19 protein-coding genes, 2 tRNA genes, 1 rRNA gene and 2 other annotated features are annotated in these 22,103 nt (G+C 55.8%); of the genes, 9 read left to right on the top strand and 13 right to left on the bottom strand.

What is annotated here, in order from left to right; genetic code table 11:
* Nucleotides 1-1,344, bottom strand: a complete 1,344-nt coding sequence (locus A1WC_RS20840; protein WP_012968886.1) for a Na(+)-translocating NADH-quinone reductase subunit A — start codon at nucleotides 1,342-1,344, stop codon at nucleotides 1-3.
* 411 nt (nucleotides 1,345-1,755) lie between these two features.
* On the opposite strand from A1WC_RS20840, the gene dpaA reads away from it, so the two are divergent.
* On the top strand, nucleotides 1,756-2,496 hold the full coding sequence (dpaA, locus tag A1WC_RS20845) for a peptidoglycan meso-diaminopimelic acid protein amidase (protein WP_008805263.1): 741 nt from the start codon (nucleotides 1,756-1,758) through the stop codon (nucleotides 2,494-2,496).
* Here dpaA and A1WC_RS20850 read toward each other — a convergent pair.
* Together A1WC_RS20850 and lpcA are read right to left on the bottom strand one after the other, a co-directional pair.
* Nucleotides 2,467-3,234 carry a class II glutamine amidotransferase gene (locus A1WC_RS20850; RefSeq protein WP_008805262.1) on the bottom strand — a complete coding sequence of 256 codons (768 nt, stop codon included), beginning with the start codon at nucleotides 3,232-3,234 and terminating at the stop codon, nucleotides 2,467-2,469. The two genes, dpaA and A1WC_RS20850, sit on opposite strands and share 30 nt — an antisense overlap.
* A gap of 74 nt (nucleotides 3,235-3,308) precedes the next feature.
* Entirely contained in the window at nucleotides 3,309-3,890 is a 582-nt protein-coding gene (lpcA, locus tag A1WC_RS20855) for a D-sedoheptulose 7-phosphate isomerase (RefSeq protein WP_008805261.1), read from the bottom strand.
* 239 nt (nucleotides 3,891-4,129) lie between these two features.
* On the opposite strand from lpcA, the gene fadE reads away from it, so the two are divergent.
* The 3 genes from fadE to A1WC_RS20870 all read left to right on the top strand — a co-directional run bounded on the left by fadE (nucleotide 4,130) and on the right by A1WC_RS20870 (nucleotide 8,871).
* On the top strand, nucleotides 4,130-6,574 hold the full coding sequence (fadE, locus tag A1WC_RS20860; protein WP_016160336.1) for an acyl-CoA dehydrogenase FadE: 2,445 nt from the start codon (nucleotides 4,130-4,132) through the stop codon (nucleotides 6,572-6,574).
* Between the two features lie 177 nt (nucleotides 6,575-6,751).
* The gene (locus A1WC_RS20865) at nucleotides 6,752-7,522 is read left to right on the top strand and encodes an amidohydrolase (RefSeq protein WP_016160335.1); all 771 of its coding nucleotides are present in this window, start codon (nucleotides 6,752-6,754) and stop codon (nucleotides 7,520-7,522) included.
* Between the two features lie 248 nt (nucleotides 7,523-7,770).
* Complete coding sequence (locus tag A1WC_RS20870) at nucleotides 7,771-8,871, top strand: AI-2E family transporter (RefSeq protein WP_012542797.1); 1,101 nt, start codon at nucleotides 7,771-7,773, stop codon at nucleotides 8,869-8,871.
* 28 nt (nucleotides 8,872-8,899) lie between these two features.
* Here A1WC_RS20870 and eamB read toward each other — a convergent pair whose 3' ends face one another.
* A complete protein-coding gene (eamB, locus tag A1WC_RS20875) occupies nucleotides 8,900-9,490 on the bottom strand; it encodes a cysteine/O-acetylserine transporter (RefSeq protein ID WP_012968889.1) in 591 nt (196 codons plus the stop codon).
* A 103-nt stretch (nucleotides 9,491-9,593) separates the two neighbouring features.
* Here eamB and A1WC_RS20880 point away from each other — a divergent pair, with 103 nt between their 5' ends.
* Nucleotides 9,594-10,475 (top strand): LysR family transcriptional regulator, encoded by an 882-nt coding sequence (locus tag A1WC_RS20880; protein WP_012968890.1) that lies wholly within the window; start codon nucleotides 9,594-9,596, stop codon nucleotides 10,473-10,475.
* Nucleotides 10,476-10,534: 59 nt separating this feature from the next.
* On the opposite strand, the gene A1WC_RS20885 is transcribed toward A1WC_RS20880, so the two are convergent.
* Both A1WC_RS20885 and dnaQ read right to left on the bottom strand, forming a co-directional pair.
* A tRNA-Asp gene (locus A1WC_RS20885) sits at nucleotides 10,535-10,611 on the bottom strand.
* 133 nt (nucleotides 10,612-10,744) lie between these two features.
* The gene (gene dnaQ, locus A1WC_RS20890) at nucleotides 10,745-11,476 is read right to left on the bottom strand and encodes a DNA polymerase III subunit epsilon (protein WP_004204621.1); all 732 of its coding nucleotides are present in this window, start codon (nucleotides 11,474-11,476) and stop codon (nucleotides 10,745-10,747) included.
* 64 nt (nucleotides 11,477-11,540) lie between these two features.
* Here dnaQ and rnhA point away from each other — a divergent pair, with 64 nt between their 5' ends.
* Nucleotides 11,541-12,008, top strand: a complete 468-nt coding sequence (gene rnhA, locus A1WC_RS20895) for a ribonuclease HI (RefSeq protein ID WP_004204620.1) — start codon at nucleotides 11,541-11,543, stop codon at nucleotides 12,006-12,008.
* On the opposite strand, the gene A1WC_RS20900 is transcribed toward rnhA, so the two are convergent.
* Nucleotides 12,005-12,727, bottom strand: coding sequence for a class I SAM-dependent methyltransferase (locus A1WC_RS20900; RefSeq protein ID WP_012968892.1), 723 nt, complete (start codon nucleotides 12,725-12,727; stop codon nucleotides 12,005-12,007). The genes rnhA and A1WC_RS20900 overlap by 4 nt on opposite strands.
* 32 nt (nucleotides 12,728-12,759) lie before the next feature.
* Here A1WC_RS20900 and gloB point away from each other — a divergent pair, with 32 nt between their 5' ends.
* Nucleotides 12,760-13,515: a hydroxyacylglutathione hydrolase gene (gloB, locus tag A1WC_RS20905; protein ID WP_016160334.1), complete on the top strand. Its 756-nt coding sequence runs from the start codon at nucleotides 12,760-12,762 to the stop codon at nucleotides 13,513-13,515.
* A gap of 71 nt (nucleotides 13,516-13,586) precedes the next feature.
* Complete coding sequence (mltD, locus tag A1WC_RS20910) at nucleotides 13,587-14,954, top strand: murein transglycosylase D (protein WP_012542801.1); 1,368 nt, start codon at nucleotides 13,587-13,589, stop codon at nucleotides 14,952-14,954.
* A gap of 59 nt (nucleotides 14,955-15,013) precedes the next feature.
* Here mltD and A1WC_RS20915 read toward each other — a convergent pair whose 3' ends face one another.
* The 3 genes from A1WC_RS20915 to A1WC_RS20925 all read right to left on the bottom strand — a co-directional run bounded on the left by A1WC_RS20915 (nucleotide 15,014) and on the right by A1WC_RS20925 (nucleotide 17,961).
* Complete coding sequence (locus A1WC_RS20915; protein WP_008805251.1) at nucleotides 15,014-15,784, bottom strand: class I SAM-dependent methyltransferase; 771 nt, start codon at nucleotides 15,782-15,784, stop codon at nucleotides 15,014-15,016.
* Between the two features lie 87 nt (nucleotides 15,785-15,871).
* Entirely contained in the window at nucleotides 15,872-16,669 is a 798-nt protein-coding gene (locus A1WC_RS20920) for an endonuclease/exonuclease/phosphatase family protein (protein WP_002889629.1), read from the bottom strand.
* Between the two features lie 101 nt (nucleotides 16,670-16,770).
* Entirely contained in the window at nucleotides 16,771-17,961 is a 1,191-nt protein-coding gene (locus A1WC_RS20925) for an MFS transporter (protein ID WP_008805250.1), read from the bottom strand.
* Between the two features lie 104 nt (nucleotides 17,962-18,065).
* Between A1WC_RS20925 and yafC the strand changes: the two genes are divergently transcribed.
* A complete protein-coding gene (yafC, locus tag A1WC_RS20930) occupies nucleotides 18,066-18,971 on the top strand; it encodes a DNA-binding transcriptional regulator YafC (RefSeq protein ID WP_012968896.1) in 906 nt (301 codons plus the stop codon).
* A 45-nt stretch (nucleotides 18,972-19,016) separates the two neighbouring features.
* Here yafC and dkgB read toward each other — a convergent pair whose 3' ends face one another.
* The 3 genes from dkgB to rrf form a co-directional block, all read right to left on the bottom strand.
* Nucleotides 19,017-19,820 carry a 2,5-didehydrogluconate reductase DkgB gene (gene dkgB / locus A1WC_RS20935; protein ID WP_012542802.1) on the bottom strand — a complete coding sequence of 268 codons (804 nt, stop codon included), beginning with the start codon at nucleotides 19,818-19,820 and terminating at the stop codon, nucleotides 19,017-19,019.
* Between the two features lie 164 nt (nucleotides 19,821-19,984).
* Nucleotides 19,985-20,061 (bottom strand) — tRNA-Asp (locus A1WC_RS20940).
* Nucleotides 20,062-20,118: 57 nt separating this feature from the next.
* Nucleotides 20,119-20,234: ribosomal RNA gene (rrf, locus tag A1WC_RS20945) — 5S ribosomal RNA — on the bottom strand.
* Between the two features lie 205 nt (nucleotides 20,235-20,439).
* Nucleotides 20,440-21,312, bottom strand: a sequence feature (23S ribosomal RNA rRNA prediction is too short).
* Nucleotide 21,313: 1 nt separating this feature from the next.
* Nucleotides 21,314-22,072, bottom strand: a sequence feature (23S ribosomal RNA rRNA prediction is too short).
* Between the last annotated feature and the right edge of the window lie 31 nt (nucleotides 22,073-22,103).

The raw sequence follows: 22,103 nt of genomic DNA, 5'->3' as shown, positions 1-22,103 counted from the left end.
TTATCCTTCCTGCTCAATCTGGGTTAACACGCTGCGCAGCGCCGGACCGTATTCATATTTGCCCGGACAAACGTAGGTGCAGAGCGCCAGATCTTCTTCATCCAGCTCCAGACAGCCCAGCGCCTGGGCGCTATCGCTATCGCCGGCCAGCAGATCGCGCAGCAATATGGTTGGCAGAATATCCAGCGGCATCACCCGCTCATAGTTGCCGATCGGCACCATCGCCCGCTCGCCGCCGTTAGTATCCGTGGAGAAATGAAAGCGCTTGCGCTTGAAGAAATGGCCTAGCGTAGTGCGGGTAATCGAGAACTTCTCTTTGCCCGGCATCACCCAGCCAAACAGCTCTTTTTCCCGACCTTCGCGAACCACGCTCACCTGCAGATGGAAACGCCCGAGGAAAGCGTGGGGGCCGTGGGCGCGGGTACCGCTAAGTACCGAGCCGGAAATGACGCGGTTTTCCCCCTCCTCCAGCTCGCCCGCCAGCAGATCGTCCAGGCTGGCGCCCAGCGTCGTTTTGACCAGCCGCGGCGACTTCACCTGCGGGCCGCCGAGCGCAATTACCCGTTCGCAGTTCAGCTCACCTTCAAGGAAAAGCTGACCGATAGCGATCGCATCCTGATAATTGAGGTGCCAGACCTGTTTATTCAGGCTCACCGGCTCCAGAAAGTGAATATGGGTTCCCGGCAGCCCCGCCGGGTGCGGCCCGGAGAACTGATTAAAACAGACCTGGCCGGCAGGATGGCCGCCCAGCTTGCCGCCGCTGGGCTGGCAGACGTGCACTTTCCCGTCGGTCAGACGCGTGAGCACGGTAAGACCGGCATCGAAGGCGGCACGCTCGGCCAGAATAATCGGCTGCGGCTCCGCCGCCAGCGGATTGGTATCCATGGCGTTGACAAAAATAGCGGCGGGCACGCTGCCCGGGCGCGGCGTTTTACTGAATGGCCGGGTGCGTAGCGCGGTCCACAGGCCCGAGGCCAGCAGCTGCTGCTGTACGGTGTCGCGCGGCAGCTCAGCCAGTGCGTCCGCGGCGTAACGGGTAAAGGCCACCGCGTCATTGCCCTCGATATCAATCACCACTGACTGTAAAACGCGCCGTTCACCGCGGTGGATGGCGCTGACAACCCCGCTCGCCGGGGCGGTAAAGTAGACGCCGGGGGTCTTTTTATCTTCGAACAGGATCTGACCTTTTTTGACCCGATCGCCCTCTTTGACCGCCATAGCGGGACGCATCCCGACGTACTCTTCGCCGAGCAGCGCGACGCGCTTCACCGCTGGCGCAGGAGAGATCTGCTGTAATGGCATGCCAGCTATGGGCAAATCCAGCCCTTTCGTGATTTTAATCATATCGTTAGCAGGTATCCGTAACCTCAACCCCGACGCAGGCCGGGGCCAGCTTATTGACAGAATGGCAGAGAAGAAAGGGCGAAACGGCGCCAGTGGCGCTCATGACGGAAGAGAAGCCTCCTTTCTTACTCTGGTGATGAACCGACGCAAGTGTAACATTTCGTGAGCGGCGGCTGTAGCACGAGGGGCAATAAGTGCTTCTAAAATGCGAGCTATTGCGCAAAGTTCTGACTGTGTTTTCGCCGTAAGCGGGTTATAAAGTGAGGCTGAATTGTAAACGCCGCCACGTCGCCCTTGCGAAAAAATGCCGTGATGCTAATGTGAGCGCTCTAAATCCAGAAAACTCTGATTTCGGGTCTCTCTTGCCGTCCTGGCAATGTGGCTATTTTGTTTTATCAAGGAACAAGCAGTATGCGCAAAATCGCATTATTTATTGCGATGCTTCTGTTGCCGTGCGTGTCATTTGCCGGGCTGCTCAGCAGCAATAGCCCGACGACGCCGGTTAGCAAAGAATACAAGCAGCAATTAATGGGTTCACCGGTTTACATTGAGATCTTTAAAGAAGAGCGCATGCTCGACCTTTACGTCAAAATGGGTGAAACCTACCAGCTCCTCGACAGCTATCGGATCTGCAACTATTCCGGTGGCCTGGGTCCGAAACAGCGTCAGGGTGATTTCAAGAGTCCGGAAGGGTTCTATAGCGTCACCCGCAGCCAGCTCAAACCCGACAGCCGCTTCTATAAAGCCATTAACATCGGCTTCCCGAACGCCTACGATCGCGCCCATGGTTATGAAGGGAAATACCTGATGATCCATGGCGACTGTGTCTCAGTCGGCTGCTACGCCATGACCGACAGCGGGATCGATGAGATCTTCCAGTTTGTGACCGGCGCCTTAGTCTTCGGCCAGCCAAGCGTGCAGGTGAGTATCTATCCGTTCCGCATGACCAACGCCAATATGGAACGCCACAAATACTCCTACTATGCAGATTTCTGGAAACAGCTTAAGCCTGGCTATGACTATTTCCAGCAGACCCACAAACCGCCGATTGTGTCAGTGACCGACGGCCGCTATGTGGTAAGCAAGCCGCTCAGCCACGAGGTTGTTCAGCCGCAGCTGGCCTCAAACTACACGCTCCCCGAGACAAAATAACGCCCACTCGCCTGGCATGATCTTGTGCCAGGTTTCATTGGCCGTCAGCGGCTGCGTGGCGATAACCGTGACCACATCGTTGGGTGTGGTCTCGCGTTGAAAGTCGATCTCCACATCCTGGTCCAGCAGTTTTGCCACGCCAAACGGCGCCCGCCGGGTGATCCAGTGCAGATTGGTCGAGCAGAACGCCATCACGTAGCGCCCGTCCGACAGCAGCATGTTGAACACCCCTTTCTCACGCAGTTCACCCGCCAGGGTGGCGATATACTTGAAAACGCCCAGCATATTGCCCGGCGTGCGCGGATAGCGCTCGGTTAAACGGTGCAGCAGCCAGCAAAACGCTTTTTCACTGTCGGTTTCACCTACCGGATGGAAATTACCGGTTTTCAGCGATTTATAGCCTTTGAGCTGCCCGTTGTGCGCATAGGTCCAGTTGCGCCCCCACAGTTCGCGGGTGAAGGGATGGGTGTTCTCCAGGGCCACCATCCCGCGATTGGCCTGACGGATATGGGCGACGACGGAACAGGACTTAATCGGGTAATCCTGGACCAGTTTCGCGATCGGCGACTGAAAGCTCGGCTGCGGATCTTTGAATGTGCGACAGCCTTTGCCTTCATAGAAGGTAATGCCCCAGCCGTCTTTATGCGGCCCCGTCCCGCCCCCGCGCTGCACCAGCCCGGTAAAGCTAAAACAGATATCTGTTGGCACATTGGCGCTCATCCCGAGCAGTTCGCACATAGATCACCTCACCCTCACAAATCACGACGGCGCCAAAGCGAGGCCGCCGTCAACAGTACACACTCGCCTGCCTGTTAGCCTTTCACCATCTCTTTTTCGATCAGCATAATCAGGATATGGATCACTTTGATGTGGATCTCCTGGATGCGGTCGGCATAGCCAAAGTGCGGCACGCGTATTTCAACATCGGCGGAACCCGCCATTTTGCCGCCGTCTTTGCCGGTCAGGGTGATCACTTTCATCCCCTGCGCCCGCGCGGCTTCAATGGCCTTGATCACGTTGCCGGAGTTACCTGACGTGGAGATGCCGAGCAGCACATCGCCCGCACGGCCGACGGATTCAACATAGCGGGAGAACACATACTCATAGCCAAAATCATTGCTCACGCAGGAGAGATGGCTGACGTCGGAGATCGCGATGGCCGGGTAACCCGGGCGGTTTTCGCGATAACGACCGGTCAGCTCTTCCGCAAAATGCATCGCATCGCAATGGGAACCGCCGTTACCACAGGACAGCACTTTCCCACCCGCCTTAAAGCTATCCGCCAACAGAACAGCGGCACGCTGGATAGCATGGATATTGGCTTCGTCCTGCAGAAAGTTAGCCAGCGTTTCCGCGGCTTCGTTCAGTTCGTTACGAATAAGATCCTGGTACATGAGGATAATCCTTCAGTATGAGTGGAATAACCCTGGCAGTGTACCGGATAGCCGCCGAAGCGAGAAGCAGCAGGCAGTGTTATCCCCCGCCCTTTTGATTTTATGTGCCGCTTTTGCATACAACAATGTGAGCGAGGTTGTAATTATTTTGTAAACACATTGCTAAATAAAAACGCATGCACTACAACCAATACATCACAAGTGGTCAGACCTCCTACAAGCTCAGGGAGCATTTCTCTATGATGATTTTGAGTATTGTTGCAACCGTCGTTTTACTCGGTGCGCTCTTCTATCACCGGGTCAGCCTGCTGCTCAGCAGTGTGATTTTGCTCGCCTGGACCGCGGCGCTCGGCGCAGCCGGAGTGTGGAATATCTGGCTGCTGCTGCCGCTGGCCATTATTTTGTTGCCGTTCAACTTTGCCCCCATGCGTAAATCGATGATTTCCGCACCGGCATTTCGCGCTTTCCGCAAGGTGATGCCGCCGATGTCGCGTACGGAAAAAGAAGCCATCGACGCCGGCACCACCTGGTGGGAAGGCGATCTGTTCCGCGGCAACCCGGACTGGCACAAGCTGCATAACTATCCGCAGCCGCGCCTGACCGCCGAAGAGCAAGCTTTCCTCGACGGCCCGGTGGAAGAGGCCTGCCGGATGGCTAACGACTTCGCCATCACCCACGAAATGGCCGATCTGCCGCCCGAGCTGTGGGCCTATCTGAAAGAGCACCGCTTCTTCGCGATGATTATCAAGAAAGAGTATGGCGGGCTTGAGTTCTCCGCTTACGCTCAGGCACGAGTGCTACAGAAACTCTCTGGCGTCTCCGGCATCCTGGCGATCACCGTCGGCGTCCCGAACTCGCTGGGCCCGGGCGAACTGCTGCAGCATTACGGTACCGAAGAACAGAAGAATCATTATCTGCCGCGTCTGGCGCGCGGCCTGGAAATCCCCTGCTTCGCACTGACCAGTCCGGAAGCGGGCTCTGACGCCGGCGCTATTCCGGATACAGGCGTGGTGTGCATGGGCGACTGGCAGGGTCAACAGGTGCTGGGGATGCGCCTGACCTGGAACAAACGCTATATCACGCTGGCGCCAATCGCCACCGTGCTGGGGCTGGCCTTCAAACTCTCTGACCCGGACCGTTTGCTGGGCGGCGAGGAAGAGCTGGGCATCACCTGCGCGCTGATCCCCACCTCAACGCCGGGCGTGGAAATTGGCCGTCGCCACTTCCCGCTGAACGTCCCGTTCCAGAACGGCCCAACCCGCGGCAAGGATATCTTCGTGCCGATCGATTACATCATCGGCGGCCCGAGCATGGCCGGTCAGGGCTGGCGCATGCTGGTTGAATGTCTGTCCGTGGGCCGCGGTATTACCCTGCCTTCCAACGCCACCGGCGGCCTGAAATCCGTCGCCATGGCGACCGGCGCCTACGCCCACATTCGCCGTCAGTTCAAAATCTCGATCGGCAAAATGGAAGGGATTGAAGAGGCGCTGGCGCGCATCGCGGGTAACGCCTATGTGATGGACGCCGCGGCGTCGCTGATCACCTACGGCATTATGCTCGGCGAGAAACCGGCAGTGCTGTCCGCGATTGTGAAATATCACTGTACCCACCGCGGCCAGCGCTCCATTATCGACGCGATGGATATTACCGGCGGGAAAGGCATTATGCTGGGCGAAGGTAACTTCCTCGCCCGGGCTTACCAGGGCGCGCCGATCGCCATCACCGTTGAAGGCGCAAACATTCTGACCCGCAGCATGATGATCTTCGGTCAGGGGGCTATTCGCTGCCACCCTTACGTGCTGGAAGAGATGGCCGCCGCGCAGAATAACGACCTGAACGCCTACGATAAGCTGCTGTTCAAACACATCGGCCATGTCGGCAGTAACAAAGTCCGGAGTTTCTGGCTGGGCCTGACCGGCGGACGCACCAGCAGCGCGCCGACCCGTGACGCCACCCGTCGCTACTATCAGCAAATGAACCGTCTGAGTGCCAACCTCGCGCTGCTGTCAGACGTGTTGATGGCGGTACTGGGCGGCAGCCTCAAGCGTCGCGAACGTATCTCCGCGCGTCTGGGGGATGTGTTAAGCCAGCTGTATCTGGCCTCGGCGGTGCTGAAACGCTATGACGATGAAGGACGCAATGAAGCCGATCTGCCGCTGGTTCACTGGGGAGTGCAGGATGCGCTGCACCAGGCTGAACAGGCCATCGACGATCTGCTGAAAAACTTCCCCAACCGTCTGGTGGCAGGTGCGATGCGTGTGGCCATCTTCCCGACCGGGCGTCATCATCATGCGCCGTCGGATAAGCTGGACCATAAAGTCGCTAAAATTCTGCAGGTGCCCAGCGCCACTCGCTCCCGCATCGGTCGCGGTCAGTACCTGACGCCGAGCGAGCATAACCCGGTTGGTCTGCTGGAAGAGGCCCTGCTGGAAGTGATGGCGGCCGATCCTATCCACCAGCGGATCTGCAAAGAGTTGGGTAAAAACCTGCCGTTCACCCGTCTGGATGAGCTGGCACACAACGCGCTGGCCAAAGGATTAATAAATCAGGAAGAAGCCGCTATTCTGACCCGCGCAGAGCACAGTCGCTTGCGCAGCATCAACGTCGACGACTTTGCGCCAGAGGAGCTGGCGACAAAGCCGGTAAAGCTGCCGGAAAAAGTTCGCAAAGTTGAAGCCGCATAATAAAACAATCACCACATCACACGCCGGGCGGGGAATTTTCCCCGCCTTTTTTTCGTCCCCCCTCCTCCGTGGCTTCTGTGAGTAGCATTTTTTTAACAAAATATTCCGCTGACCGCCGCGAGGCTGATATGGTGTTACAGTTAACCTAACCCCCTCATGAGAATGGAGTTGACCATTGTGCCTGGCCTGAAAATTACGCTGTTGCAACAACCGCTGGTCTGGATGGACGGCCCTGCCAACCTGCGCCATTTTGATCGCCAACTGGAAGGGATTATTGGGCGCGATGTCATTGTTTTACCGGAGATGTTCACCACCGGCTTTGCCATGGAAGCGGCAAAACAGTCTTTACCCGAAGCCGACGTGGTGGAGTGGATGCATGCCCGGGCCGCGCAAACCCAGGCGCTGATTGCCGGCAGCGCAGCGCTGCAAACCGAACACGGCGCTGTTAACCGCTTCCTGCTGGTCGAGCCCGACGGTACGGTGCACCATTATGATAAACGGCACCTGTTCCGTATGGCCGATGAACACCATCATTATGAGGCTGGTGACCGACGCGTGGTCTTTGAATGGCGCGGATGGCGTATCCTGCCGCTGGTCTGTTACGACCTGCGCTTTCCGGTATGGTCGCGTAATCTGAACGACTATGATTTGGCGCTGTATGTTGCCAACTGGCCGGCGCCGCGCTCCCTGCACTGGCAGTCGCTGCTGGTCGCCCGCGCTATCGAGAACCAGGCCTATGTCGCCGGCTGTAACCGGGTCGGTACTGACGGTAACGGCCATCATTACCGCGGCGATAGCCGGATTATCAGTCCCCAGGGGGAGATTGTCGCCACTGCCGATCCGCATCAGGCCACCCGTCTTGATGCCGAATTGTCGCTGGCTGCCCTCCAGGAATATCGCGAAAAATTTCCCGCCTGGCGCGATGCCGATCCTTTTACCCTCGGTTAATCTCCCTCCGCTTTCTTCCTCATTTAGCAGGTAAAGAAAGCGGGATTTCGCCCGCCAGCGCACCGCAGAATATTTGCCGGGCGCCATTCATTTCTGTTCTACACTCATTAAAAGCCCCCACAACCAAATGGGCGGAGATCACCTTCAACTCACTTCTGCGTTGTAAATCATGAATTTTCTGTTGCTGGAGTGTTTTGTTAAACAACGCTGAGCGTTGGCGTAAGAATATTATGTGAGCGTAAAAGAAAATGGATAATAATAATCTGCTGTTGATTGAAAAACGGCTGGTCACCCGCTTTCTCGATATGTTTATTCGGTTTGGGCTTATTCTGGCGCTGGCCTCATTCTGTTTTACCGTCTTTTCTCCCTTTATCAATATGATGCTCTGGGCGCTGATCCTCGCCGTGGCGCTCTATCCCTTACATCAATATTTTGCCGGATTGTTAGCGGGCAAACAGGGACTGGCGTCAGTGGTGCTGGTGTTGTTAGGTATTTTACTGATCGTCATCCCCACGGTGCTGATGATCACCTCGCTGGCGGAAAGCGCCAGCGCCATGATAGACAAGATGGGCAGCCAGAGCTTTACCATTCCCCCGCCCTCCTCGCGCATTGCCGCGTTACCGATCATTGGCGAACGGCTTAGCGCCCTGTGGATGAGAGCTTCCGTCGATCTCCCGGGACTGCTCAGTAATTACCGCTCACAAATCGGCGACATTGCCAAACAGTTTCTCAGTATTTTGGCCAGCATGGGCGGCGGGCTGATTGGCTTTATTATTTCATTTATCGTCTCAGGAATTATGATGGCCTGGGGCGCAGCGGGCGCCATCAGCGCCCAGCGTATTGCCATCCGTATTACCGATGAAAATAAAGGCGTGACCCTCACCCGCCTGTGCACCAGCACCATCCGCGCGGTCGCCCAGGGCGTCATCGGGGTGGCATTGATCCAGGCGCTGCTGGTCGGCGTGATCATGCTGATGGCCAGCATTCCCGCCGTCGGGATCTTCTTTATTCTGGCCCTGATCCTCGGCATTGCCCAGGTGCCGGTGATCCTGGTGACGGCACCGGCCATTGCGCTAATGTGGAGTCTCGGCACCCACAGTACCGGCATGGATATCTTCTACACCATCCTGCTGATCGTCGCCGGCATGGCCGATAACGTCCTCAAACCTCTGCTGCTGGGGCGCGGAGTCGACGCGCCAATGCCGGTAGTGCTGCTGGGCGCCCTCGGCGGAATGGCCTCTAACGGCATTCTCGGTATGTTTCTCGGCGCCACCCTGCTGGCCATCGGTTATCGGATCTTCATGACCTGGGTAAATGAAGGGCAACCCGCCCTGCCGCAGGATAAATAACCTCAAGGGAGCGTTACGCTCCCTTAATTCATTCCATAAACATTCGTACCGCGCACCAGACCAGCAGCAGCGCCAGCAGCAGATTTAACCCTCTTCCATGGCGTTCGAACACCGGCTGAAACAGCTGACCGGCCAGCGCCCAGCAAAGATTGCCGGCAACGCCTATTACTGATAGCAACAGGCTTATCATCACCAGCCAGAATGGCTCGCGAGTCACTGGCAGAACAAAGGTCGACAGGGCCGTGATGCCGTACAGGATAATTTTTACATTCACAAACTGCAGCCCCAGGCTGGCCCAGAAGCTGACAGGCCGCTCCTCCTGCCCACCGCTGGCCGGGTCGCTGCGGGCAATGTGCCAGGCCAGCCACAGGATATACCCTGCGCCGACCCAGCGTAGCAGGGAGGTTATCCCCTCATCCAGGGTAACGAGAGTGAACGTCAGCCCGGCACAAATCAGCATGATGATCACAAACCCCAGGCTCATGCCGGCCAGAACCCGCATGCTCCGTCGAAAGCCGTGCGCGGTGACGCTGCTCAGCGCCAGAATATTATTCGGCCCGGGCGTCAGGGCGGTGATCAGGGTGTAAGTTAAAAAGGCGCTAATCAGGGTAGGTGTCACGTGTTTTCTCCTCTTGACTGGCAGACAGTACCCGAAGCTGATAATTTAAAAAAATGAATGTTTTTTCATTCTGAATTCGAGAATGTCGATATAAAGAGGAAATATGGATCTGCGACGCTTTATCACCTTCAAAACGGTTGTCGAAGAAGGATCCTTTCTGCGCGCCTCGCAGAAACTGTGCTGCACCCAGTCCACCGTAACCTTTCATATCCAGCAGCTTGAGCAGGAGCTTGCTATCCCGCTGTTTGAGAAAATTGGCCGGCGGATGTGTCTCACCGCCGCGGGTAAGAATGTCCTGCCGCACGTCTACGATCTGACCAAAGTGATGGCGTCGATTCGCCAGGCGGCGCGCCAGGACGATGAACCCGGCGGCGAACTTCGCGTCGCCACTGGTGAAACCCTGCTGGCGTACAAAATGCCGCCGGTGCTGCAGCGTTTTAAGCAACGCGCCCCGAAGGTCCGCCTGTCACTGCAGTCGCTCAATTGCTACAGCATCCGTGATGCGCTGCTCGCTGACGAAGTCGACCTGGGGGTGTTTTACCGGGTTGGCAACGATGATGCGCTCACCATGATGGAACTTGGCCCGCAGCCGCTGGCGCTGGTCGCGTCAGTCGATCAGGCGCCGGTCGACTTCCTGCGCCCGCGGCAGCATATCCCATTGAGTTTTATCATCAACGAACCCCAGTGCGTGTTCCGGCAGATTTTTGAAAGTACCCTGCGCCAGCGCGGCATTACCATGGAGAACACCATCGAACTGTGGAGTATTGAAAGCATCAAGCAGTGCGTGGCGGGCAATCTAGGGGTGAGTTTTCTGCCGCGCTTTGCGGTAGAGGAGGAACTCAAACGCGGGACGCTGGTCGAGCTGCCGTTCAGCGAGACGCCGCTGACGATCCATGCGCTCTGCGCCCATCACGCCGGGAAAGCAATCAGTCCGGCGATGCGGGTATTCATGCAGTGTATGCAGGAGGAACAAGAGGCGCGCTGAAATTCGGCGACGAAAACGACGAAAGCCTGAATCATTGCTGATTCAGGCTTTCTGAATAGTGGCGGAACGGACGGGACTCGAACCCGCGACCCCCTGCGTGACAGGCAGGTATTCTAACCGACTGAACTACCGCTCCGCGTTGTTGTTCCGTTGGGAACGAGGCGAATATTACGGATTCCCCTCTACCCCGTCAACGCTTTTTCTACCGTTTTGAATCGTTTGCTGCAAAAATCGCCCAACCGCCTACTTTTAATCCATTTTAGTGGTTATCAGGCACGCCACAGGCAGCTTCCGCCTTTCTTTTGTACCAGATCGAGGCGGGATTCATGGTTCACCAGTTCTTCATCAGAGGCATAAACCACCCGTAACTGGCTGGCGGCGCGGACGACGCGCTGAATGCCCATCTCTCCCGCCTGCTGCTGGCTTTCGCCTTCCATAGAGAACGCCATCGAAGTCTGGCCGCCGGTCATCATCAAATAGACATCGGCAAGGATCTGGGCATCGAGTAATGCCCCGTGCAGCGTACGCTTGCTGTTATCTATTTCGTAACGCGAACATAACGCATCCAGACTGTTGCGCTTGCCGGGGAACATTTTCCGCGCCAGCGCCAGGCTGTCGGTGATTTTACAAAAGGTCTCGGTTTTTCCAATGCCGCGGTTCAGCTTACCGAACTCATAATCCATAAAGCCGATATCGAACGAGGCGTTATGGATCACCAGCTCCGCGCCGCGGATGTAATCCATAAACTCATCAGCCACGTCGGCAAAGGTGGGTTTGTCCAGCAGGAACTCATCGGCGATCCCGTGCACGCCGAATGCTTCAGGATCCACCAGCCGATCGGGCTTCAGATAGACATGGAAATTGTTACCGGTCAGGCGGCGGTTGATCACCTCCACGGCGCCGATCTCGATAATCTTGTGTCCTTCGTAGTGCGCCCCGATCTGGTTCATACCGGTGGTTTCGGTATCGAGAACAATCTGGCGCGTAATTGCAGTGCTCATAGCGGTCATTTATGTCAGACTTATCGTTTACAAATCGATTTCAATTACAGGAAGTCTACCAGAGATGCTCAAACAGGTAGAAATTTTCACCGACGGCTCTTGCCTGGGAAATCCAGGACCCGGCGGTTACGGCGCCATCATGCGCTACCGCCAGCACGAAAAAACCTTTAGCGCCGGCTACCGTCTGACCACCAATAACCGCATGGAACTGATGGCGGCAATCGTCGCTCTCGAGGCGTTAAAAGAGCATTGTGAGGTGGTACTCAGCACCGACAGCCAGTATGTCCGCCAGGGGATCACCCAGTGGATCCACAACTGGAAAAAGCGCGGCTGGAAAACGGCAGAGAAAAAACCGGTAAAGAATGTCGACCTCTGGCAGCGGCTGGATGCTGCGCTTGGCCAGCATAAGATCAAATGGGAGTGGGTGAAGGGCCACGCCGGCCATCCAGAAAACGAACGCTGCGACGAGCTGGCCCGCGCGGCGGCCTCCCATCCCACTCAGGACGACATCGGCTACCAGCCGGAGAGCTAATTCTGCCCCTTGCGCCACTGCCGGGTGGCGCCGACTGCCGGCCGCAGCTGGGTTTTCGCTTTACCGGATTTCATCGGATTGAGCGTCAGCGGAATGGTCCGTTTGCGGGCGACAATCAATTGCAAACAGCCCAGCGCTGGCAGATGTGTGCTCAGCAGTTTGCCGCCGTGGCGCGACCAGGGTAAAACCTGATAACGCCCATAGTGCAGCACTTCAAAGTTGAGTAGCGACAGCCAGTCCAGCTGGCGCATCAGCGTAAACATACGGCTATTATAAGGCGTACCGTTGCGCAGGAGCGGCACCAGCTTACGCAACCCCATCAGGCTGACCGGATTAAACCCTGTCAGGATCATCCAGCCATCATCGATCAGTACACGATCGGCTTCCCGCAGCAGACGATGCGGATCGCTACACCACGGCAGGGTGTGCGCCAGCAGGCAGGCGTCGACGGACTTTTCGGCAAAGGGTAAATGCAGCGGATCGGCCCGAACCTGCATCGGATTTCCTGCCAGCGAGACATTGACCTGGTGCGAGATGGCGCAAGCTTCAGTATTGATTTCCGCGCTCAGATTGCCAATCTTAAGCAGATGAAAGCCATATAATTTAGCCAGCCATGGTTTCATCTGCTGCTCCAGCGTTTCGCGATAGTATTCGCCCCATGGCATACTGGACCAATGCTCAGGCGCTGTCACTGTGTGAGGTATCCTTGCCGGCTTCATTGCCACCTTCCGCTACGCTTTAGAGGTAATTTATGAATCTTATCAGTATTCCCGCGTTTCAGGACAACTACATCTGGGTTCTCAGTGAGAATAACGGCCGCTGCATCATCGTTGACCCAGGCGAAGCCGCGCCGGTTCTGGCGGCCATTGAGGAAAACCAATGGCAGCCCGAAGCCATTTTACTAACCCATCACCATCAGGATCACGTCGGCGGCGTAAAACAATTACGTGAAAAATTCCCTTCTATAGTGGTTTACGGGCCGGCGGAAACCCAGGATAAGGGAGTCACTCAGGTGGTAGGCGATGGCGATCGGCTGTCAATTCTCGGGCACGATTTTTCCATTTTCTCTACGCCAGGTCACACATTAGGACATATCTGTTACTACAGCGAACCTTATCTGTTCTGTGGCGACACAATGTTCTCCGGCGGCTGCGGAAGGCTCTTCGAAGGTACTGCAGAGCAGATGTATCAATCATTTATGAAAATTAACGCCCTTCCTGAAGAAACCCTCATATGTTGCGCACATGAATATACGTTAGCGAATATGAAGTTTGCATTGAGTATCCTGCCAGATGATAGGGACATAAACGATTACTATCATAAAGTTAATGAGTTACGTGCAAAAAAACAAAAAACACTACCCGTAACTCTGAAAAATGAGCGTCGTATAAATTTATTTTTACGCGCAAATGATATTGATTTAATTGATAAAATTAACCAAGAAACAAATTTGCAACACTCTGTGGCGCGATTTGCATGGTTAAGGTCAAAGAAAGACGACTTCTGATATTTAATTCTTGTCATCGGCCAACTTCGCCGTTATCCTTGGTCGTCTTTTAAGCAACTATTGACACACACATGAAGGCACGAGCGATATTACTCGCCTCTGTCCTGCTGGTGGGGTGCCAGGCGTCTAAGCACGATGGCACCGTCGAACAGCGAGCACAGAGCCTTTCTGCGGCTGGTCAAGGGGAAGCAGGTAAGTTCACAAGTCAAGCGCGCTGGTTAGATGATGGAACCTTCTACGCGCAAGACCAGGATCTGTGGACTTCCATAGGCGACGAGCTAAAGATGGGAATACCGGATAATCCCCGGATTCGCGAACAGAAACAGAAGTACTTAAGAAATAAGAGCTATCTCCACGATGTAACTTTACGGGCAGAGCCGTATATGTACTGGATAGCCGGGCAGGTTAAGAAACGTAACATGCCAATGGAACTGGTATTACTACCCATAGTGGAGAGCGCTTTTGACCCACACGCGACGTCTGGCGCCAATGCCGCAGGCATTTGGCAGATCATTCCGAGCACAGGGCGCAATTATGGTTTAAAACAGACCCGCAGTTACGATGCGCGTCGTGACGTCGTCGCATCTACTACCGCGGCGCTGGACATGATGCAACGTCTGAACAAAATGTTCGACGGCGACTGGTTATTAACGGTCGCAGCCTATAACAGCGGCGAAGGTCGGGTCATGAAAGCAGTAAAAGCGAACCGTTCGCGTGGTAAACCCACCGATTTCTGGTCGCTGTCTCTGCCGCATGAAACGAAAATCTACGTACCGAAAATGCTGGCATTGAGCGACATTCTCAAAAACAGCAAGCGTTACGGCGTAAAGCTGCCCACGGCCGATGAAAGCCGTGCGCTGGCGCGCGTTCGCCTCGACAACCCGGTTGATATTTCTCAGCTCGCGGACATGGCAGGAATGCCGGTCAGCAAACTGAAAACCTTCAACGCTGGCGTAAAGGGGTCAACGCTGGGCGCGAGTGGGCCAAAGTACGTCATGGTGCCGCAGAAGCACGCCGCTCAGCTGCGTGAATCGCTGGCCTCTGGCGACATTGCCGCCGTGCAGCCAACGCAGCTCGCGGACAATACGCCGCTGACCAGCCGTAGCTATAAGGTACGCTCTGGCGACACGATTTCCGGGATTGCTTCGCGTCTCGGCGTCACGACCCGGGATTTGCAGCAGTGGAACAATCTGCGCGGTTCAGGGTTAAAAGTCGGGCAGAGTCTGGTTGTCGGCGCAGGTAGCAGCGCACAGCGCCTGGCGAACAACAGCGATAGCATCACCTATCGTGTTCGCAAAGGTGATTCGCTGTCGAGCATCGCCAAGCGTCACGGTGTTAATATTCGCGACGTGATGCGCTGGAACAGCGATACCGACAATCTGCGGCCTGGCGATCAGCTAACGCTGTTTGTGAAAAACAGCGATCGACCAGAGTCCTGATACGTCAGGGTTCGATAAAAAGGCACCGACTTCCCCCGGTGCCTTTTTTGTTGCCCGTATTAAACCGCTTTATGCGCTTCGAACAGGATGGTATCGCTGGTAAACGACCCGTCCTGCTGTAATTCGAAGTAGGCTTTGACCTCCGCCGAAGCGCTCTGCTGATATAAGCGAATCGCTTCTACCAGCGCCTCTGGGGTGCGCATCCGCGCCACCCATGAGCTGAACTCCAGCGGCAGGCGATCGGTCGATAAATGATTAATCACCAGGCCTGCGTCATTGGCCAGCGCCAGCCACTCGCCGCTGGAATAATTACGCACGTGCGAGGTATCGCGCAGCGCTTCCACGGTCTGCAACCAGACATCACGTACCGGATGACCCGGCGACATCACGTCCATTATGATCATCACCCCGCCCGGCTTGAGAACACGTTTCACCTCACGCAGCGCCTGGCCGACATCATGCCAGTGGTGCGCGGAGTAGCGGCTAATCACCACATCAAAGCTGGCATCAGCGAACGGCAGCGTTTCAGCATATCCCTGCTGGGTCACGATATTGCTAAAGCCTTTCTCTTTTGCCGCCGCGGTAACCACTTCCAGCATCTGGCTTGATAAATCATAGGCGGTCACCTCGGCAACCTGTCCCGCCGCGGTAAAGCTGGCGTGCCCTGCCCCGCAGCCCATATCCAGCACTTTCGCCTGAGGGAAATCGGCCAGCCGTTCAGCCAGCCGCTGCAGATCGCGCCCGGAGGCGTGCACGGCGCTGGTCAAATAGGCGCTGGCCTGGGAGCCGAACTGCTTTTCGACGTTGTCATGGTGAGAGCGTGTTGTCATTGTGTTGTCCTTCGGTTGTGTGAGTAATTTAGGGCAGCATCGTGCTGAACGCAGACCTGCCCGATGGCAGGCCTGACATACCTTAAATTAATCAGGCTTGCCGGGACTGAATTCGACTAGTAGCGGGTTGTGATCGGAGGCGCGGGTCACCAGCACGGAAGCATCGTGCACGCTTAACCCACGATAGAACACAAAATCGAGCGGACGACCAAACGCACGGCGGCGCTGATCGTCAGAGAAACGAACTTCGCGTAACGACATCTCACGCGCAAAGCGGTACAGCGCGTTCATTCGCGGCCGGCTCCAGGCATTGAAGTCCCCGGCCATAATCACCGGCCCGCTGTGATGGGCGATCTGATCGCCGATCGGCAGCAACTGCTTGCTGTAGACATCGACGCCAAGGCTAAAGTTGACCGCATGGATGTTGACCACCATCAGCAGCCGCGCATCGGGCAGCGGATAAACGGTCACTAAGGCCGATTTCGGCAATCGCAAAATAGGCTCGCGCTCGCGCAACGGACAGCAATAGATGGGGTGAGCGGAGGCCAGCGTCATCACGCCGGAAGGATGCTGCGGCAATACCAGCGCCGGCACCTGATCGGCGGCCAGATAGTTTGAAGTCGCGAACCTGACCAGTTCTGGGGTGGTTTGCGCCTCCTGCAACAGGACCAAATGCGCATCTTTGCCGAAATTTTTGAGGACCGACTGCCACTCTGCGCGCTGCTGCTTGAAGATATTCCATACCAGCACGCGGATCTTTTCATCGCTGCTTAACGGCGTGCCGGCAGGATAAACCGGACTGACGCCCGCAAACGCCCCCGGAGGCAATATCCTCTCCGCAGGTTGTCCGGCGACGTAGCGCATGGCATAGGTATTCTTTCGCAATTTGGGCATCAATCCTCAATAACAGAAACCAGCCCAACAACGACTGGTTCTTCTGTTATAGGGATTTTCCCATCCACTTTCAATGCAATTTGCGATAAACCCTAGCCTTCGAGAGAAACCGCTGTCGAACGACGCGGCGATTTATCTAAACGACCGCTCAGCATCACCAACAGCAGGGCGACCAGCACAATCACCGCACCAATCCACGGCGTCTGCGCCAGGCCATATCGTTCAACTGTCTGCCCACCGACGATGGACCCCAGCGCAATACCAATATTGAAGGCGGCAATATTGAGACCGGAAGCGACGTCGACGGCGCCAGGCGTATACTGTTCGGCTTTTTGCACCACGTATACCTGCAGACCCGGCACGTTGCCGAAGGCGAAAATACCCATTACCAGCACCGTTGCCAGCGCAGCATAGTGGATGCTGGCGGTCAACTGGAAGACCAGCAGCAGCACAACCAGCGCGGCGAAGATAAACTTCAGCGCGGAGACGGCGCCATGCTTATCGGCCAGTTTGCCTCCCCACACATTGCCAATAGCGACCGAGACACCGTAGCCCAACAGGATCCAGCTAACCGCAGACGGACTGAAACCGGCCAGCTCCTGCATCATCGGAGCAAGAAAAGTAAAGGCGGTAAATACGCCGCCATAGCCCAGCGCGGTAATGGCGTAGATCATCAGCAGGCGAGGATGAGTTAAGACTTTCATCTGATCGCGCAGGCTGGCGCTGGCGCGGCCCGGAATATTATTCGGCACCAGAAGCAGACTGCTGATAAGCGCAATCACGCCCAGAATCGATACCGCGAGGAACGTTTCCCGCCAGCCAAAATGCTGACCGATGAAAGTCCCGAACGGCACCCCGGTGACCAGCGCGACCGTCAGGCCGCCGAACATAATAGCGATAGCTGAGGCGGCTTTCTCTTTTGCCACCAGGCTGGTGGCGATTGTCGAGCCAATAGAGAAGAACACGCCGTGTGCCAGACCGGTCAGCAATCGCGCCAGGATCAGCGTTTCATAGCCCGGGGCCTGCCAGGCCAGCACATTACCCGCCGTAAACAGGACCATCAACGCCAGCAGCAGCTGTTTACGCGGCATACGCCCCGTTAACGCCGTCAGCACCGGAGCGCCAATCGCCACGCCCAGCGCGTAGATAGAGACCAGCAGTCCCGCCGAAGGCAGAGAGATAGAGAGTTGTTGCGCGATAGTCGGGACCAGGCCGACAATCACAAATTCAGTGGTGCCAATCGCGAAGGCACCGATAGTTAAGGCAAATAGCGCCAGTGGCATAATTTACTCCGTAGCATCAGGATTAAGATGACACGTAGTATGAAGGGTTGTATAAATAACAAAAACTATCAAAGTATCAATAGAATTTTGCTACAGGTGCAATAATGAGAGCCACATCAGAGGAGATCGCCATCTTTGTGGCGGTGGTGGAAAGCGGAAGTTTCAGCCGGGCGGCCGAGCAGCTCGGACAGGCCAACTCTGCCGTCAGCCGGGCGGTCAAGAAGCTGGAATCAAAGCTAGGCGTAAGCCTGCTCAATCGGACCACCCGCCAGCTCAGTCTGACGGAGGAAGGCGAGCGCTATTTTCGCCGGATGCAGGTGGTCTTGCAGGAAATGGCGGCAGCAGAGAATGACCTGCTGGAAACGCGCACAACGCCGCGGGGCCTGCTGCGGGTGGATGCCGCGACGCCGGTGATGCTGCATTTTCTCATGCCGCTGGTGAAGCCATTTCGCGAGCGCTACCCGGAAATGACGCTGTCGCTCGTCTCTTCAGAGACGTTTATTAACCTGATTGAACGAAAAGTGGATGTGGCCATTCGGGCCGGGACCTTAACGGATTCCAGCCTGCGCGCCCGACCGCTATTTACCAGCTATCGTAAGATCGTCGCCTCGCCAGACTATGTCGCGCGCTACGGTATGCCGCAGCATCCGTCAGATCTGAAACAGCATCACTGCCTCGGGTTCACCGAGCCGGTATCGCTGAATACCTGGCCGGTCTCCTGTTGCGATGGTCAGCTGTTAGAGATCGAATCGGCGGTGTCCTCCAATAGCGGCGAAACGCTCAAGCAGCTGTGCCTGACCGGTAACGGCATAGCCTGTTTGTCGGATTATATGGTGGATAAAGAGATTGGCCGTGGGGAGTTTGTGGAGTTACTTGCCGACAAACGCTTGCCGGTGGAGATGCCATTCAGTGCGGTGTACTACAGCGACCGGGCGGTCAGCACGCGCATCAGGGCATTTATTGACTTTCTAAGTGAGCACGTCAAACAGCTCCCGAAGGAGCTGTCGTAATATCGTCTCAGACGGCAGTGCGAACGGCATGCCGAAAGCGGGAGATTAATCCCACTGTGGAGCCAGACCTTCCGGACTCACCAGACGATCGTTGCAGTCGAGTGCGGCGATCGCTTTACGATCTTCATCATCCAGCTGCAGATCCTGCGCTTTCAGGTTGCTGGCCAGGTTGTCACGTTTGGTGGACGATGGGATAACCGCATAGCCTTCGCCCATCGCCCATGCCAGGATAACCTGCGCTGGGGTCGCACCATGTTTCGCCGCGATGCGGGCAATCACTTCATCTTTCAGTGCCTTACCGTAGGCCAGCGTCATGTAAGAGGTGATATGGATGCCGTGCTCACGCGCCCAATCGACCACTTTACGGTTTTGCAGATACGGCGAGAGCTCAATCTGGTTAGTCGCGATATTCTCAGCGCCAACGGCGGCAATCGCGCGCTCCATCAGTGGAATAGTGAAGTTGGAGATACCGATCTGACGGGTCAGCCCCAGCTTCTTCGCTTCCATCAGGGCTGCCATAAACTCTTCAACAGCTACCGCATCGTTCGGTGACGGCCAGTGGATCAGCGTGAGATCAACATAGTCAGTGCGCAGCTTCTGCAGGCTCTCTTTCAGGCTGGCGATGAGTTTGTCTTTGCTCAGGTTTTCGATCCAGATTTTGGTCGTGATGAACAGCTCATCACGCGGCACGCCGCTTTCGGCGATGGCCTGACCCACCGCGGCTTCGTTGTCATAGATTTGCGCGGTGTCGATAGCACGATAGCCCAGCTCCAGCGCGGTTTTTACGGATGCGATAACAACATCATCTTTCAGACGGAAGGTGCCAAGACCAAATGCAGGGATTGCCATGATTTTCCTCGTTATTTCTTCATTTCGGTTAACGGATGAAATTATGGCTGATGGTGTGGAGGAGAAAAAGAGCGATTAATGCAGAGGATTTTTGCTGAATTAGCAATAATAGAGAACAGATCAAACAAAAAAGCCCTGAGCAAATGCTCAGGGCTCTTAATAAGTGGCGGAACGGACGGGACTCGAACCCGCGACCCCCTGCGTGACAGGCAGGTATTCTAACCGACTGAACTACCGCTCCACCGAATTTCTTCGCTTTATTACCACCGGTTGTCACCCCGGCTTACTGCAATTTGATGCCTGGCAGTTCCCTACTCTCACATGGGGAGACCCCACACTACCATCGGCGCTACGGCGTTTCACTTCTGAGTTCGGCATGGGGTCAGGTGGGACCACCGCGCTAGTGCCGCCAGGCAAATTCTTTGTGCTCGTCCTGTGTCTTTTGCGCTCATACTGCGTTGGCTGCTCTCGCGAATGTCAGTCACATACTTATGTATGCTCCTTCCATCGCCTCGTTTGCCGCCTTGTCTCAGCGCAAAATCCTTCGGACTCTGAATCAGAGCTGAAAATCTTCTCTCAAATCCGCCAAAACAGCTTCGGCGTTGTAAGGTTAAGCCTCACGGTTCATTAGTACCGGTTAGCTCAACGCATCGCTGCGCTTACACACCCGGCCTATCAACGTCGTCGTCTTCAACGTTCCTTCAGGAGACTTAAAGTCTCAGGGAGAACTCATCTCGGGGCAAGTTTCGTGCTTAGATGCTTTCAGCACTTATCTCTTCCGCATTTAGCTACCGGGCAGTGCCATTGGCATGACAACCCGAACACCAGTGATGCGTCCACTCCGGTCCTCTCGTACTAGGAGCAGCCCCCCTCAATTCTCCAGCGCCCACGGCAGATAGGGACCGAACTGTCTCACGACGTTCTAAACCCAGCTCGCGTACCACTTTAAATGGCGAACAGCCATACCCTTGGGACCTACTTCAGCCCCAGGATGTGATGAGCCGACATCGAGGTGCCAAACACCGCCGTCGATATGAACTCTTGGGCGGTATCAGCCTGTTATCCCCGGAGTACCTTTTATCCGTTGAGCGATGGCCCTTCCATTCAGAACCACCGGATCACTATGACCTGCTTTCGCACCTGCTCGCGCCGTCACGCTCGCAGTCAAGCTAGCTTATGCCATTGCACTAACCTCCTGATGTCCGACCAGGATTAGCTAACCTTCGTGCTCCTCCGTTACTCTTTGGGAGGAGACCGCCCCAGTCAAACTACCCACCAGACACTGTCCGCAACCCCGGTCAGGGGCCTACGTTAGAACATCAAACATTAAAGGGTGGTATTTCAAGGTTGGCTCCACGCAGACTGGCGTCCACGCTTCAAAGCCTCCCACCTATCCTACACATCAAGGCTCAATGTTCAGTGTCAAGCTATAGTAAAGGTTCACGGGGTCTTTCCGTCTTGCCGCGGGTACACTGCATCTTCACAGCGAGTTCAATTTCACTGAGTCTCGGGTGGAGACAGCCTGGCCATCATTACGCCATTCGTGCAGGTCGGAACTTACCCGACAAGGAATTTCGCTACCTTAGGACCGTTATAGTTACGGCCGCCGTTTACCGGGGCTTCGATCAAGAGCTTCTCCTTACGGATAACCCCATCAATTAACCTTCCGGCACCGGGCAGGCGTCACACCGTATACGTCCACTTTCGTGTTTGCACAGTGCTGTGTTTTTAATAAACAGTTGCAGCCAGCTGGTATCTTCGACTGGTCTCAGCTCCATCCGCAGGGACTTCACCTACACACCAGCGTGCCTTCTCCCGAAGTTACGGCACCATTTTGCCTAGTTCCTTCACCCGAGTTCTCTCAAGCGCCTTGGTATTCTCTACCTGACCACCTGTGTCGGTTTGGGGTACGATTTGATGTTACCTGATGCTTAGAGGCTTTTCCTGGAAGCAGGGCATTTGTTACTTCAGCACCGTAGTGCCTCGTCATCACACCTCAGCGTTAAAAGGTACCGGATTTACCTGGAACCTCCGCCTACATGCTTAAACCGGGACAACCGTCGCCCGGCTAACATAGCCTTCTCCGTCCCCCCTTCGCAGTAACACCAAGTACAGGAATATTAACCTGTTTCCCATCGACTACGCCTTTCGGCCTCGCCTTAGGGGTCGACTCACCCTGCCCCGATTAACGTTGGACAGGAACCCTTGGTCTTCCGGCGAGCGGGCTTTTCACCCGCTTTATCGTTACTTATGTCAGCATTCGCACTTCTGATACCTCCAGCA

It is taken from the genome of Klebsiella sp. KTE92 (assembly GCF_000398905.1).
GTDB classification, from domain to species: domain Bacteria; phylum Pseudomonadota; class Gammaproteobacteria; order Enterobacterales; family Enterobacteriaceae; genus Klebsiella; species Klebsiella variicola.
Note: the sequence above shows the minus strand (reverse complement) of the source record. Positions and strands in the feature narration are given on the sequence as shown.